The following is a 15,188-nucleotide window of genomic DNA, read 5'->3' as shown; positions in this document are numbered from 1 at the left end:
GGAGGAGACATGAGCGACCTGCTGCTTCCCCATGACGCCGCCCTGGAGCGGCTGCGCACCCTGCATCCCCTGCTGATCGACCTGTCGCTGGGCCGGGTGCAGCGGCTGCTGGCGGCGCTGGGCCATCCCGAGCGGCGGTTGCCGCCGGTGATCCACGTGGCCGGCACCAACGGCAAGGGCTCGACGGTCGCCTATCTGCGCGCCATCGGCGAGGCGGCCGGCCTGCGGGTCCATGCCTTCACCTCGCCCCACCTGGTGCGGTTCTCCGAGCGCATCCGCCTGGCCGGGACCCTGATCACCGACGCCCAGCTGGCCGACGTGCTGGCGCGGGTCGAGGCGGCCAATGCGGGCGAGCCGATCACCTTCTTCGAGATCACCGCCGCCGCCGCCCTCCAGGCCTTCGCCGAGACCCCGGCCGACCTGTGCGTGGTCGAGGTGGGGCTGGGCGGCCGCTACGACGCCTCCAACGTGTTCGAGCGACCGGCGGTGACGGTGATCGCCCCGGTGGACCACGACCACAGCGAATATCTCGGCGACACCCTGGCCAAGATCGCTTTCGAGAAGGCCGGCATCCTCAAGCCCGGCGTCGCCGCCGTGGTCGCGCGCCAGCCGGACGAGGCGCTGGCGGTGATCGAGGCGGAGGCCGAGCGGGTCGGCGCGCCGCTGATCCTGGCCGGCCGCGACTTCGACGCCTGGGCGCAGGGCGGCCGGCTGGCGTTCCAGGCCGAGGACGGCCTGTTCGACCTGCCGCCGCCGGCCCTGTTCGGCGCGCACCAGTTCGACAATGCGGGGCTGGCGGTGGCCGCCGCCCGGGCGCTGAACGATCCGCGCATCGACGCCGAGGCGCTTGGCCGCGGGATCGCCGGCGTGAGCTGGCCCGCGCGGATGCAGCGCCTTACGGCCGGGCCGCTGGCGGCGATGGCCAAGGCGCGCGGCTCGGACCTGTGGCTGGACGGCGGACACAACCCGCATGCGGCCCGCGCCCTGGCTGTGGCGGCGCGTAGCTTGTCGGCCCGCGATGGGCGGCCGGTGGCGATCGTCGTCGGCCTGCTGAAGCGCAAGGACGCGGCCGGGGTGTTCGCCGAGCTGAAGGCGGCCGAGGCGCGGCTGTTCGCCACGGGCTTCGCCTCCGACCTCTCCGCCCCGCCCGAGGAGCTGGTCCAGGCGGCGGCGGGGCAGGGGATGACGGTCGAGGCCTGCGCGGACGTGACCGAGGCGCTGGGCCGGGCGTTGGGCGTGGACGGGCCAGCGCCGCATGTTATCGTCTGCGGCTCGCTCTATCTGGCGGGCGAGGTGCTGGCCATGTCGCCGGACACGTGGCCGGCATGATCGGCGGACGCGGCGTATGGCTGCTGCTCGGCCTACCCCTGCTGCTCGCCGCCGCGCCGCCCAATCCGGCCGATCCGAGCGTTCCGGCCTTGCGCGGCGCGGTGGACACCCAGCGTCAGGCGCGGGCGGTGGCGCGCGATGCGGCCCAGCAGGGCGCCAGCGCGGCGGCGGTCCAGGTGAAGAAGCTGCAGGCCCAACTGGTCGATCTCGGCCGCTCGGAGTCCGACGGGCGGCGCACCATTGGCGGCGCGCGCGAGCGGCTGCAACAGGTCAACGTTCAGGAGGCCGAGCTCAAGCTGAAAATGGGGCGCAACCAGGAGAGCCTGACCCGGCTGATGGGCGCCTTGCAGATGTACCAGCGCGACCCGCCGCCGGCCCTGCTGGTCGACCCCCGCTCGGCGCGCGACGCGGTGCGCGCAGCCATCCTGATCAAGGCCATCGCCCCCGAGCTTGAGCGCCGCGCCCACGTGTTCACCTCCCAGTCCGAGGCGCTAAAAGGGCTGCGCCGCCAGGCCGACGCCGCCAGCGGGACCCTGTTCCAGGCCGAGAGCGCGGTGGCCGACCGCCAGGCCCGCATCCAGGACTTGATCGAGCAGAAGCGTGCGCTCCAGGTCCAGCTGGTCGCCGACGCGGCGGTGGCGAACGGCGACGTTCAGCGTCTGGCGGCGCGCGCTCGCTCGCTGGGCGAGCTGGTGACCACGCTGGGCGATCACGACGCCGCGGGGAGGGACACGGACGAAAATCTGCCGCCCCGCCTGACCCAGCCGGTCCAGGGCGCCGAGGTCTATGGGTTCGGCGCCGCAGGGGGCGATCCGCAGCACGCCAAGGGCCTGACCTGGCGCGCCGATGCGAATGCAACTGTTTTGAGCCCCACCGCCGCGATGATCGACTATGCGGGGCCCTTGAAAGGCTGGGGTCTTGTATTGATCTTAAAGGCTGGCGACTATCATCTGGTCATGGCGGGCCTGGGTTCGGTCGTTGCGGAGGTCGGGCGTACGGTGGCGGCGGGAGAGCCCGTCGGTCGGATGCCCCCGGACGGTCGTCCGGAGCTCTATCTGGAGGTTCGCAGGGCCGCGCGGCCCGTCGATCCCTCCCGATGGTTCGCTGCAGCCTCCGTGAACGGCCCTGTTCGCTAAGGGTTGATGACGGCTAAGCTTGCGTTCGCGGCGAAGGCGAGGGCAGGTAACGTGGACTTCCGAGGACCCTGATGCGCAAGATCCTGCTGATCGGCATTTCCACATTCGCGCTGGGCGCGGCCGCCATGGCCTATGCAGACCAGCAGCAGAGCCATCCGCCGAAGGCCGACACCTACAAGATGCTCGAGCTGTTCGGCGACGTGCTGACCACGGTCGACCAGCAGTACGTGGTGCCGGTGGACAACAAGAAGCTGATCCAGGCGGCGCTGGACGGCATGCTGACCTCGCTTGACCCGCACTCGGGCTATCTCGATCCCGACAGCTTCGACGACATGCGCGACCAGACGCGTGGCGAGTACGGCGGCCTGGGCCTGCAAGTCACGGCCGAGGACGGCGCGGTGCGCATCATCTCGCCGATGGACGACACCCCCGCCTCGCGCGCCCACATCCAGCCCGGCGACTACATCACCGCCATCGAGGGCCAGTCGATCCTGGGCCAGTCGCTCAACGACGCGGTCAAGCAGATGCGCGGGCCGGTCGGCACTTCGATCTCGCTGACCATCGCGCGCGACAAGACCCCGTCTTTCACCGTCAAGCTGACGCGCGAGATCATCGAGGTGAAGTCGGTCACCCACCGGCTGGAGGGCGACTACGGCTACCTGCATCTGTCGGGCTTCGACGAGAAGACCGGGGCCGAGACCGCCTCGGCCATCCGCGACATGAAGGCCAAGAACCCGCACCTCAAGGGCCTGGTGCTCGACCTGCGCAACAACCCCGGCGGCCTGGTGGACCAGGCGGTCGACGTGGCCGGCGACTTCCTGAACGGTGGCGAGGTGGTCTCCCAGCGCGGTCGCGACGCCAAGGACATCACCCGCTACAACGGCAAGGTGGCCGGCGACCTGATCCACGGCCTGCCCATGGTGGTGCTGATCAACGGCGGTTCGGCCTCGGCCTCCGAGATCGTGGCCGGCGCCCTGAAGGATCGCGAGCGTGCGACCATCGTGGGCCTGACCAGCTTCGGCAAGGGCTCGGTGCAGACCGTGATCCCGCTGCATGGCGGCGTCGACGGCGCGCTGAAGCTGACCACGGACCGCTACTACACGCCGTCGGGCGGCTCGATCCAGAAGACCGGCATCGCGCCTGACCTGTTCGTCGCCCAGTCCAAGAAACAGGCCGAGGCGGTCTACGACACCGCCCTGCAGTACACCGAGGCGGCGTTCAAGAACGCGCTGGACGCCCAGGAGGGCCGCAAGCGCTTCGTCCCCACCTCGATCGAGATTCCCGCCGCTCTGCCCACGACCGGGATCAAGAAGGTCTCGCTCAAGGACGACGACCAGGACGAGGACGAGCCCCCGCCCGCGCCCAAGCCCTCGGCGACGCCCGACGACAAGAACGACTTCCAGCTCCAGCGGGCGCTGGACGTGCTGAAGTACGGTTCGGTCGAGGCGGCCGAGCGCGCCAAGCCGGTCAAGAGCTACAGCAAGCCGACGCCCAAGTTCATCACCGCCCAGGCGGGTCCCGCGCCGACCATCCCCGGCGGTTCGGTCCCGGTGGCCGCCGCGGTCAAGCCGGCGGTCGCGGCGCCGTCGGCGGCGAAGAAGCCCTAGCGTTCCGGCGATGGCCGCCGTCGTCGACAACGCCGCCCATCGGCGTTTCGAACTCGAGGAAGACGGCCACCTGGCCTTCGCCGACTACCGGCGCGAGGACGACCGGCTGGTGATCCCCTATGTGGAGGCCGCGCCGGCCCTCAGGGGCTCAGGCGCGGCGGGCCGTCTGATGGAGGGTGTGCTCGCGGTCGCGCGCGAGGAGGGCCGCAGGGTCGTTCCGCTCTGCAGCTACGCCGCCGCCTATATCCGCCGGCATGCGGAGCACCACGACCTGCTGGGGTGAGAGTTGGCTGGCCTGCTGCGTCCTTCGAGACGCCCCTTTGGGGCTCCTCAGGATGACGATGCGTAGGGCATGTCTCAAAACCTACGTCATGCTGAGGAGCGCACAGCGCGTCTCGAAGCACGCAGCGCGATTACAGCTCCCTCACCGCAGCGACGCCAGACCGCCCTTAAGGGTTTCCGGTCGAACCTCGCGCCGCGTCTGCAGCACCATGGCGCAGCAGGCGATGGCGATGGCGCCCAGACCCAGCCACCATTCCTGCCAGACGCCGAAACTGATGGCGCTGATCAGCAGATAGGCCGCGGCGGTGGCGCAGGCCATGGCGGCCCACACCGGGTCTTCGCGGCCGACGCGCTGGATGCGGAAGAACAGCCAGCCCCAGAACAGCGCGCCCAGCAGCGCGCCCAGCACCCCGGTCTCCAGCCAGAGCTGGATGGCGGCGTCGTGGGGATGCATGGGGATGGCGTCGCCGAAGGCGCGGCTGGCGTCCAGGCCGTAGCCGAGCAGGGGCCGGTGCGCGATCAGCGCCGAGGCGAAGCGCCAGATGCTCACGCGGATGTGCCAGGACTCCTTGCCCATGTCGGAGGGGATGTCGGCCGCGGCATGGCCGTGGGGCAGGAAGACCAGCGGCGCGGCCAGGAAGTAGACCACCACCGCGACCATGCACACCCACGCCCCGAGCCTCGCATTGACCCGCATCCCGCCGAACACCACCAGCGACAGCAGTAGCGCGGCGACCGGAGCGTCCACGCCGAGCATCAGCGAGCTGACCACCAGGCAGGCGGCGACCACGCCGGGAATGGCCACGGGGATCTTATTCCAGGTGAGCAGCGCCAGCGGCCAGAACACCAGCACCACCGCATAGCATCCGCGCGCGGCGTCGCGCTTGGCCAAGTCTGCGCGCAGCGGGTGTTTGCCGAAGGAATTCAGGAAGCCGTAGATTTGGCCGCCCTCCGCCGCCTCGATCATCAGCACGCCCATCACCGCCAGCAGCAGGATTCCGGTCAGCTTCAGCGCCTTGGCGCGCTGGTCCGGCGGCAGGATCAGGGCGCCGAGGACGAAGGCGCAGTCCAGCACAGCCTGCAGCAGCAGCTTGGGCGCGGTCAGGGCCTCCAGGTCGCCGTAGCGATGGATGGTGTAGAGCCGACCCGCCAGCGGGCTCCAGGCGAAGCTGATCGCCGCCCAGATCGCCAGCGCGCCGATCAGCACGACGCCGAGCGGCGGGGCGCGCAGGCGAAAGACGAACAGCAGGGAAAAGCCGCCGCCCACCGCCACGATCACCGCCTCGCCTTGGTTGCCAGCATAGGCCACCGGCATGATCAGGGCGAACAGCACGATCATGAGCGCGCCGAACCAGCGAGGCGGGAAGCGGGTCGGCGCCGGGGCGGCGAAGGGGGCCGCGGCGGCCGGGCTGTCGCTGATGTTCAAGCAAAATCCTTGGCGAGAAACGCCGTTGTTCCCGGCTGTCGTGCCCCGGCGGGATCGGTGGCGGAAAGGGGCGCGCTTGGCAAGTGGGGCGCGGCGGTCTACGGGTCCGGCCCCAAGCCAGCCTCGCCGACGTCGTCGGCGCCGGTGGCCCGCCGCCAGACCGCAGATGTCCCACACCTCGCCGATGTCCCACACCAAGCCGATCCCATGTGCGGAATAGCCGGCGTCATGATGCGCGGCGGCCGGTCGGTGGACCGCGCCGTGCTCGACCGCCTAGCCGCGGCGCTGGACCATCGCGGCCCGGACTCGCAGGGCTTCCATGTCGACGGGCCGGTGGGCCTGGTCGACACCCGGTTGGCCATCGTCGATGTCGAGGGCGGACGCCAGCCCCTGTTCGCGCCCGGCGGCGCGGCCCTGGTCGCCAACGGCGAGATCTACAATGCGCCGGAGCTGCGGGCCGAGCTTGGCGGGGTGTTCCAGACCCTGTCGGACTGCGAACCGGCCGTGCACCTGTATGAGCGGCGCGGGCTCGACTACGCCCAGGCGCTGCGGGGCATGTACGCCATCGCCATCCACGACCCGACGGCGCAACGGCTGGTGCTGTCGCGCGACCAGTTCGGCATCAAGCCGCTGTATTACCTGGAGACGCCGGAGCTGTTCGCCTTCGCCTCCGAGCCCCAGGCCCTGTTCGCCGCCGGCCTGATCCAGCCCGAGATCGACCCCGCCGCCGAGGCCGAGCTGCTGCAGCTCAAATACACCTCGGGCGAGGCGACCATCTTCGACGGGATCGACCGCGTCGCGCCGGGCGAGACCGTGGTGGTGGTGGATGGGGTGGTGACCGAGCGTCGTCGCATCCCGACCCTGGCCGACCGGCCGGTCGAGCGGATCGATCTCGCCGAGGCCCTGACCCGCTTCGAGATGGTGATGACCGAGAGCGTCGCCGTCCACCTACGCACCGACGTGCCCTACGGGCTGTTCTTTTCCGGCGGGGTGGATAGCTCCATCCTGCTCAAGCTGATGCAGCGGCTGTCGCGCACCCCGGTGCAGGCGTTGACGGTGGGCTACGAGGGCCGCCAGTCCGGCGACGAGAGCTTCACCGCGCTGGAGCTGGCCAAGTCCGTGGGCGCCGACTGCCGGCGGATCGAGATGACGGCCGGGGACTTCTGGACCCTGGCGCCGCGCATCGCTGCGGCGATCGACGACCCCACCGCCGACCCCGCCGTGCTGCCGACCTATCTGCTCGGCCGCGCCGCGCGGGAGGCCGGGCTGAAGGTGACCCTGTGCGGCGAGGGGGCGGACGAACTGTTCGGCGGCTACACCCGCTATCGCCGCGCGCGCCTGCCGCTGCCGAGGTTCGGGGACAAGGAACGCCGTGGGGTGTTCGAGGCCATCCCCGCCCTGAACCACCGCTTCGCCGGCTGGGCGACGGGGTTCGACGCTATCGAGGCGCGCGAGACCCAGCGCTGGCCGTCGCATATGGCCCTGCTGCAGGCGGTGGACTGCATCGAGCGCCTGCCCAACGGGTTGCTGATCAAGCTCGACCGCTGCCTGATGGCCAACAGCGTGGAGGGCCGCACGCCCTTCCTGGACAAGGCCGTGGCCGATTTCGCCCTGTCGCTGCCGCCGGGGCTGAAGGCCAACCTGCGCTTTGGCAAGGTGCTGCTGCGCGAATGGCTGTCGCGCGCCCTGCCCCAGGCCAATCCCTTCGCACCCAAGCAGGGCTTCAACCCGCCGGTGGGTGGCTGGATGGCGGCCCAGGCCGAGCGGCTGGGCGAGCTGGCGGCGGCCCAGCCCGCCATCGCCGAGTTCGCGTCCTTCGAGACCGTGCGCGGGGTGTTCGAGCAGGCGGGCCAGAAGTCCCAGCCGGCGTGGAGCCTGCTGTTCTATGCGCTCTGGCACAGCCATCATGTGCTGGGCGTGCCCGCCGACGGCGATATCGCCGAGGTGCTGTCCCAGGCGAGCCGGGCATGATTTCCGTGCGCTGCGCCGTCGCGCCGGCTGTCGCCGCCCGCGTCATCCCGCTACACTGACCGCCCCGCTCATCGTTCGCGTCCCATGGCCTTCATCCAGAAATACCTGTTCCGCGAACTGCTGACGCCCGTGATCGCCACCACCGCCGCGCTCGCCGGGGTGGCGATCCTGAGCAGCAGCCTGGGCCTGCTCACCGTGGTGGTGAGCCAGCGCCAGGCGGCGTTCACCCTGTTCAAGCTGGTGCTGCTCTCGGCGCCCAACCTGGTCGCGCTGGTGCTGCCGATTTCGGCCTTCGTGGCGACGCTCTATGCGATCAACAAGCTGCATACCGAGCAGGAGATCGTGGTCTGCTTCGCCGCCGGCCTCAGCCGCTGGCAGGTGGTCAGCCCGGCCATGCGGCTCAGCGCCTTCGCGGTCCTGATCATGCTGGTGATCAACATGTGGGTCGCACCCGCCTGCGGCCGGATCGCCCGCGAGGAACTGTTCAAGGTGCGCACCGATCTGATGGGCAGCATCGTCAAGGAGGGCGAGTTCACCGAGTCCCCCGGCGGTCTGACGGTCTACGCCCAGAGCGTCGACGCCCAGAACGTCATGCACAACCTGTTCATCCATCAAGTGAAGGCCGACAAGAGCTCGGCCACCTACGACGCCAAGACCGGCATCATGGTGAAGCGGCCGAGCGGGCCGGTGCTGCTGATGAGGAACGGCTCCAATGAGCAGTTCACCGCCGCCGGAACGCTGAACTTCCTGCGGTTCGGGGAATACACCCTCGACCTAACCCCCTACGTCGACACCCAGGATCAGCTCGCCTACAAACCTTCGGATATGTACCTGCACGAGCTGGTGTTCGCCGACAAGCATGCGAACCTCAACAAGCCGCTCCGCCGCAAGATGTGGGCGGAGGCCAGTGCGCGCCTGTCGACGCCGCTCTACATCCCGGCTTTCGTGCTGTTCGCGCTGCTGGCGGTGATCGGCGGATCGTTCAGCCGCCTCGGCTATGTGCGGCGCATTATCGTCGCCATGGTGGCGGCGCTGCTGGTGCGCCTGCTCGGCGTCACCATCGAGGCGATCTGCGAGAACACCCCGGTGCTGAACTTCCTGCAGTATCTGGTCCCGCTGGTCCCGGGCTGGATCGCCGGCCGGCGGCTGTTCCTCGGGCCCCGCGCTATCTCGGACACTGCTCCGCTAGGCAAGGCGTTGCGACCGCTGGGAGCGTCGGCCTAGACCGATGTGCTGCGTCCTTCGAGACGCCCCTTGGGGGCTCCTCAGGATGACGTAGATGGGTCGCCAAAACATTCGTCATGCTGAGGAGCGCGGAGCGCGTCTCGAAGCACGCACTCCGCAAGCCTTCCCTCAGGGTTTGGCGGGCGGTGCGGCCCCGATCTGCATCAGCAGTTCGGTGAGCAGGTACAGGCGCGGCGTCACCGTCCTCAGCTCCAGATACTCCCGCGTGCTGTGGAAACCCCCGCCCACCGGGCCCAGCCCGTCCAGGGCCGGCGTACCCGCCGCGTGGGCCAGCGCGCTTTCGGACGCGCCGCCGTTGCCGGCGGTCTCCAGCGGCCGGGCGATGCCGGCGTAGATCGCCTTGGCCCGCGCCGCCAGGGCGTCGGTGGCCGGATTGTTGGGCAGGGGCGGGAAGGCCGGGGTCGTGCTGATCTCCACCTTGGTGTCGGGAACCACGGTGGTCTTGGCCTGGGCCTCCAGGGCGTCCTGGACCAGCTTGAGCTGGTCGGCGCTGCGCACCCGCACATTGACCTGGGCCTCCGCCAGGTCGGGGATGATGTTGTTCCGTTCGCCCGCCTTCAGCACCGTCAGGTTGGCGGTCAGCCCGTCGCCGGTATGGGGCAATTTCTCCACCGCCTGGAGCTGGTGGATCAGCTCCACCGCCGCGTTGCGCCCGTCCTGCGGGGCCACGCCCGCGTGGGCGGCGCGGCCGTGCACTGCGATTGTGTAGGTGGTCGAGCCCTTGCGCCAGACCGTGATCGCGTCCGGAGCGTCGCCGGGCTCCAGGTTCAGTTCGACGTCGTTCTGGCGCATCAGGCTGTCGATCAGTTTGCGCGTGCCGGGCGAGCCGGTCTCCTCGCTGGTCTCGATCAGCAGGGTGATGCGGGCGTAGCCGGTGAACTTCAGCTCGTGCAGCAGGGTCAGGGCGGTGATCCCCTCGACCACCCCGCCCTTCTCGTCGGAAACGCCGGGGCCATAAGCCTTGAGGTTGTCGGTGTGGTAGGCCCAGTGTTTGACCGTGCCGGCGGGAAACACGGTGTCGATGTGGCCGATCATCAGGATGCGGCCCTTGCCGGTCCCCTCCAGGGTGGCCACCACGTTCTCGCCCAGCCCCGGGGCCTCGGCCGGGACCTTGCGGATCGAGGCGCCCAGCGCCTGCAGACGGGGGATCAGGATCGCATCGACCCTGGCCGCGCCTTCCGCGTCGCCGGTGCCGGAGTCGATGTCCACCACCGACTTCAGCAGATCGAGCTGTCCGGCGCGCGCGGCGGTGGCGGCGTCGAACACCCGTGCGTCGCGGGGGGCGGCCTGAGCGCCCCAGGCCATCGCCATGGCCCCCGCCGTTCCGCAGAGCCAGAGCGCCCTATGTCCCAAAACCGTCATCTGAACCGTCCCCCGCCATTCGGCCTCATGCTAGCCGGACTACGTTGTTTTGGAAGGGATCGATGTCGCTGAGACGTTTTCGTGAATGCAACTATAGGAATTAATCGCAATCCGATCGCGGCCGCTCTGGATGGAAACCAAATGGAAACGGGATGGCCCGATAGTCCCTCGCGAGTGGGCAGGGCGGAAATGTCTCGCACGAAGTTGAGCCTGGTAGCGATCGTCAGTCTGCTGACGTGCGTATGGGGACATGCGCAGGCCCAGGGCGTGCCCACGCTCTGGACGCCGCGCAGCGTCGCCGCCGCGATAGAGGCCAAGGCCGCCGCCAGCAGCTTTGCAAAACTGGAACAGTTCGGGCGCGACAGCCGGCGGGTTCCGGTCCCCGAACGGCTGAACCGCCTCTATTACGTCGCCTGGATATTCCTGAACCAGTCCGACTATCCCCGCTTCGACTACTGGAACGGCGAACTCGCCCGCCAGGCCGACCGCAGCTTCAACCACCGCTATCGGATGGTCGCCCGGATCAACGTCCTGTTCAGCCGCTACGACCAGGGCGACAACACCGCCATCGCCGCCATCCGCCATATCGCCGACGGTGAGCGCGACTGGTTCGCCCGCGTGCATGCGATGCGCCTGACGGCCCTGGCGATGAGCAAGGACGGCCAGGTCGGCGCGGCGCTGCGGGTGTTGTCGGAGGCCGATACGTTGGTCCCGGCTGGCGATCCCCTGGCGAACATGGCGCGCTCGGGCATCTGGGAAATCGAGGGCGTAGCCCTGATGCAGATCCACGATCTGCGGGGCAGTGCGACGGCGTTCGGGCGCACGGAGTTCGAGTTCGGCACGCCGGGCTATCCCAGCCCCGATTTCGACGGCATCTACAATATGGCCAGCCTGGCCGCCCAGCTTGGGGACGGTCCGCTGGCCGCCAGCCTCGCCGCAGCCCACCATCGGCTGGCGGAGCGGTCGGACATCGTCGCGCTCAAGCAGTGGGACGCCAACCTGTGCGCCGCGGTGGCGGAGCACACGTCTCCGCGCGACGTGCTGGCCTGTCTCAAAGACCTTGGCCCGGACCTTGGAGCGGCCAAGTTCCTGGCGCCCAAGCTCCTGCCGGCGCGGGCGATCGCCTACGCCCAGACCGGGGACGTGGCGGCCGCGCGGCGCGACCTCGACGCGATCGGCCACCTGCGCAAGACCGGCGCCTTCTCCGCCACCCTGTTCGAACGTGAACCCATGGTGGAAGCCGCGGTGCTGAACGCCGAGGGGCGCTACAAGGAGGCCTACGCCAAATTGCTCGCCTATTCGGACCAGCGCGCCGTCACCACCTCGCAGCGCTTCAGCGCGGGCATCGGCCAGGTCACCGACGAGATGCAGAAGCAGCTCGGCGTACGGCGCGACCAGCTCGTCACCGCCCGGCGCAACGTGGCCCTGCAGCAGGATGTGATCTCCACCCAGCGATTGCTGGACGTGGTGGGCGGGGTGGTCGCGGCCTCGGTGTTCGCCCTGCTGCTGTGGCAGTGGAGGGTGACCGGCCAATTGCGCCGCGCCCGTCTGGCGGCCGACGCCGCCAACCGCTCCAAGAGCGAATTCCTGGCCAATATGAGTCACGAGATCCGCACGCCCCTGAACGGGGTGGTGGCGGTGGCCGATATGCTGGTCCGCTCCAACCTGGCGCCCAAGGAACTGGAGATGGCGGAGATCATCCGCTCTTCCGGCGACATCCTCCAGCGGCTGCTGTCCGACATCCTGGATGTGGCGCGCATCGAGTCCGGCCAGATCACCATCGAGGCCGCGCCCTTCCATGTGGGCAAGATGGTGCGTGCGGTCGCCGGCCTGTCCCAACTCAAGTGCGACGAAAAAGGCGTACGCCTGGTGATCGAGGTGGCGCCGGAGATCGATCGGGCGGTGATGGGCGATCTGGTGCGCGTGCGCCAGGTGGTGACCAACCTGCTCAGCAACGCCGTCAAATTCACCGAACGGGGCGAGGTGACGCTGGTGGTCGAGCGCACTGCGTCAGGCGCGGCCCGCTTCATGGTGATCGACACTGGGGTCGGCTTCGACATGGCCGACAAGGCCAAGGTGCTGGGCCGGTTCCAGCAGGCCGACAGCTCCATCACCCGTCGCTTCGGGGGCACGGGCCTGGGGCTGGCGATCTGTTGCGACCTGGCGACCCGCATGGGTGGCGCGGTGGACTGCTCGAGCGCGCCGGGCGTGGGCTCGCGCTTCTGGATGGAGCTGCCGCTCGAGCCGGCCGAAATGGAGGCCGTCGCCGAGACGGACGGCGGCGCGGAGGTGATGGCGACCGCGCTCCGTATCCTGCTGGCCGACGATCACCCCACCAACCGCAAGGTGGTGGAGTTGATGCTGGAAGGCGGGCTGGCGGACCTGACCTCGGTCGAGGACGGCCGGCAGGCGCTGGAGATGTTCAACAACCACCGCTTCGACTTGATCCTGATGGACATGCAGATGCCGGTGATGGATGGCGTGACCTGTATCCGCGAAATCCGCCGGCTGGAGCAGGCCGGCGGCCAACCGCGCACCCCCATCGTCATGCTCACCGCCAACGCCCTGCCCGAGCATGTGAGCATGGCCATGGCCGCCGGCGCCGACCTCTACCTGGCCAAGCCCTTCACCGCTTCGGCTTTGTTCGACACCATCGCCGCCGCCTTCCCCGCAGAGGCGGGGGAAGAGGGAGAGGGCATGGCGGCTTAGGGAGCCGCGAACGGGTCCGCCGCCATCTCCCGCACCGCGTCGCGGTATTCCGAGATCAGCCGCTGGCACAGCTCGGCGGCGGCCGGCACGTCGCGGATCGAGCCTACGCCCTGTCCGGCCGACCAGACCGTCTTCCAGGCCCGCACCTCGGCGTTCATGTTCATCTCGGTATGGCCGGGATTGGCGTCGTCCAGCACGCCGTTCGCCTCCAGGCTGGCGCGCAGGAAGTTGGCGTTCACCCCGCTGACCTTGGAGGTGTAGACGATGTCGGCGGCGCGGGCGTCGAGCATCATCTGTTTCTGCTCGTCGCTGACCATGCTCTCGCGCGTGGCGATGAAGCGGCTGCCCAGATAGGCCAGGTCGGCGCCCATCAGGTGGGCTGCGGCGACGTCGCGGCCGGTGTTCATCGCCCCCGACAGGATCAGCGTTCCCTTGAACACCTCGCGGATCTCCGCCAGCAGGGCGAAGGGACTGAGCAGGCCCGCGTGACCGCCGGCCCCGGCGGCGACGGCGATGATCCCGTCGACCCCCGCCTCGGCCGCCTTCTCCGCATGGCGGCGCCCGATCACGTCGTGGAAGATCAGCCCGCCATAGCTGTGCACTGCGTCCACCACCTCCTTGACCGCCCCCAGCGAGGTGATGATCAGCGGGACCTTGCGCTTCACCACGATCTCCAGGTCGGCCTGGAGGCGGGGATTGGTCTTGTGCACGATCAGGTTGACGCCGTAGGGCGCTGCGCTTGCGGTCTCGGCCAGCCGCGCCTCGATCTCCTGCACCCAGGCGTCGAAACCCTCGGTGGTGCGCTGGTTGAGCGCCGGGAAGGTCCCCACCACGCCCGAGCGGCAGCATTCCGTCACCAGGTCCGGCCCGGAGGTCAGGAACATGGGCGCGGCGATGGCGGGGATGGCCAGACGCCCGGCCCAGGCCTTGGGAAACGAACCTTGGGAAATCGGCATGCGGGTCTTCTTGCGTGAACCGGTTGACGCATAAGAGAGCGTTTTCGCCCCCGACGCCAGCCCGCGAAAAGCGGCTCCGGCCTAGTGGATCGTTTCCTTCCGGGTGCGATGCACCTCGACTGTCAGGTGGCTGAAGGCGGCGATCTCGGCGATGCGCCGGCGATAGACCGCGACCGGTTCGGGATCGGGCGAGGCGATCACCACGATGGCGGCGTCGTGGCCGGGGCCCAGGCGCCAGACGTGCAGGTCGCTCACCCGGTCGCCGTCCCGCTCCAGCCGGGTGCGCAAGGCGTCGGCCAGGTCCGGGGCGCCGCCCATGTCCAGCAGGTTGCGGCCCGCCTGCCGGGCCAGGGTCCAGGCGAAGCGGGACACCACCACGGTTCCGACCAGGCCGGCCACCGCGTCGAGCCAGGTCCAGCCCAGCAGCTTGACGCCCACCAGGCCCAGCACCGCCAGCACCGAGACCACCACGTCGCTGACCAGGTGAATATAGGCGGCGCGCAGGTTCAGGTCCTGTCGCCCGCCCGGCTTGGCGGTGTCGTGGGGATGGCCGTGCTCATGGTCGTGGCCATACCCGTGCGCGTGTCCGTGCTCATGGGAGTGGTGATCCTGGTCGTGCAGCAGCCAGGCGCTGACCAAGCTTACCACCAGGCCGAACACGGCGATCGGCAGGGCGTCGTCGAAGGCGATCGGGACCGGATGGATCAGCCGCTCCAGGCTCTGCGTCCCGATCAGCAGCGCCACGCCGCCCAGCAGGATCGCGCTGCCGAAGCCGCTGAGATCGCCCACCTTGCCGGTGCCGAAGCTGAAGCGGGGGTCCTCCGCGTGCCGGCGGGCGAAGCGGTAGGCCAGCATGGCGATCAGGAACACCCCGGCGTGGCTGGCCATATGCAGGCCGTCGCCGAGCAGCGCCATCGAGCGGAAGGCCAGCCCGCAGCCGATCTCCACCCCCATGGCCACGATCGAGATCGCCACCACCCAGCCGATCCGGCGCGCATTGCGGTCGTGGGCGGCGCCGAGGAAGACGTGGTCGTGACGCAGGCCCTCGGCCGGGTCCGGGTCGCTGAGGAGAGGGTCGAGAGGCGCGGCGGTCTTCACAGGCGGGTCCGGGATCGCCGTCGCCGGGCGGGGCGGGCGTTGGGCCGCCCATAGCCCTCAATCGGGC

At 69.6% G+C, this 15,188-nt stretch carries 11 protein-coding genes; 7 read left to right on the top strand and 4 right to left on the bottom strand.

Annotated elements, in window-relative coordinates:
* Nucleotides 1-9 precede the first annotated feature (9 nt).
* The 4 genes from GSQ87_RS15795 to GSQ87_RS15780 all read left to right on the top strand — a co-directional run bounded on the left by GSQ87_RS15795 (nucleotide 10) and on the right by GSQ87_RS15780 (nucleotide 4,355).
* A complete protein-coding gene (locus tag GSQ87_RS15795; RefSeq protein WP_158916301.1) occupies nucleotides 10-1,329 on the top strand; it encodes a folylpolyglutamate synthase/dihydrofolate synthase family protein in 1,320 nt (439 codons plus the stop codon).
* Entirely contained in the window at nucleotides 1,326-2,465 is a 1,140-nt protein-coding gene (locus tag GSQ87_RS15790) for a murein hydrolase activator EnvC (RefSeq protein ID WP_158916300.1), read from the top strand. Before GSQ87_RS15795 ends, GSQ87_RS15790 begins: the two co-directional genes overlap by 4 nt.
* Before the next feature lie 71 nt (nucleotides 2,466-2,536).
* Nucleotides 2,537-4,072, top strand: a complete 1,536-nt coding sequence (locus GSQ87_RS15785; RefSeq protein WP_158916299.1) for a S41 family peptidase — start codon at nucleotides 2,537-2,539, stop codon at nucleotides 4,070-4,072.
* Between the two features lie 10 nt (nucleotides 4,073-4,082).
* Nucleotides 4,083-4,355 carry a GNAT family N-acetyltransferase gene (locus tag GSQ87_RS15780; RefSeq protein ID WP_158916298.1) on the top strand — a complete coding sequence of 91 codons (273 nt, stop codon included), beginning with the start codon at nucleotides 4,083-4,085 and terminating at the stop codon, nucleotides 4,353-4,355.
* Nucleotides 4,356-4,496: 141 nt separating this feature from the next.
* On the opposite strand, the gene GSQ87_RS15775 is transcribed toward GSQ87_RS15780, so the two are convergent.
* Nucleotides 4,497-5,780, bottom strand: a complete 1,284-nt coding sequence (locus GSQ87_RS15775; RefSeq protein WP_158916297.1) for an O-antigen ligase — start codon at nucleotides 5,778-5,780, stop codon at nucleotides 4,497-4,499.
* A gap of 57 nt (nucleotides 5,781-5,837) precedes the next feature.
* Here GSQ87_RS15775 and asnB point away from each other — a divergent pair, with 57 nt between their 5' ends.
* Both asnB and GSQ87_RS15765 read left to right on the top strand, forming a co-directional pair.
* Nucleotides 5,838-7,751, top strand: a complete 1,914-nt coding sequence (gene asnB, locus GSQ87_RS15770) for an asparagine synthase (glutamine-hydrolyzing) (RefSeq protein ID WP_216839353.1) — start codon at nucleotides 5,838-5,840, stop codon at nucleotides 7,749-7,751.
* A gap of 84 nt (nucleotides 7,752-7,835) precedes the next feature.
* Nucleotides 7,836-8,975, top strand: a complete 1,140-nt coding sequence (locus tag GSQ87_RS15765) for an LptF/LptG family permease (protein WP_158916296.1) — start codon at nucleotides 7,836-7,838, stop codon at nucleotides 8,973-8,975.
* A gap of 129 nt (nucleotides 8,976-9,104) precedes the next feature.
* Here GSQ87_RS15765 and GSQ87_RS15760 read toward each other — a convergent pair whose 3' ends face one another.
* On the bottom strand, nucleotides 9,105-10,358 hold the full coding sequence (locus GSQ87_RS15760; RefSeq protein ID WP_158916295.1) for a glutamate carboxypeptidase: 1,254 nt from the start codon (nucleotides 10,356-10,358) through the stop codon (nucleotides 9,105-9,107).
* Nucleotides 10,359-10,562: 204 nt separating this feature from the next.
* On the opposite strand from GSQ87_RS15760, the gene GSQ87_RS15755 reads away from it, so the two are divergent.
* Entirely contained in the window at nucleotides 10,563-13,067 is a 2,505-nt protein-coding gene (locus GSQ87_RS15755) for a response regulator (RefSeq protein WP_158916294.1), read from the top strand.
* Here the strand turns inward: GSQ87_RS15755 and GSQ87_RS15750 are convergent.
* Nucleotides 13,064-14,023, bottom strand: coding sequence for a nitronate monooxygenase family protein (locus GSQ87_RS15750; RefSeq protein ID WP_158916293.1), 960 nt, complete (start codon nucleotides 14,021-14,023; stop codon nucleotides 13,064-13,066). The genes GSQ87_RS15755 and GSQ87_RS15750 overlap by 4 nt on opposite strands.
* A gap of 81 nt (nucleotides 14,024-14,104) precedes the next feature.
* Entirely contained in the window at nucleotides 14,105-15,121 is a 1,017-nt protein-coding gene (dmeF, locus tag GSQ87_RS15745) for a CDF family Co(II)/Ni(II) efflux transporter DmeF (RefSeq protein WP_216839351.1), read from the bottom strand.
* Nucleotides 15,122-15,188: the final 67 nt, after the last annotated feature.

Source organism: Caulobacter sp. S45, from assembly GCF_009765965.1.
GTDB lineage: Bacteria > Pseudomonadota > Alphaproteobacteria > Caulobacterales > Caulobacteraceae > CAHJWH01.
The sequence above is the reverse complement of the archived record's forward strand: the minus strand, read 5'-3'. Positions and strand labels throughout refer to the sequence as shown.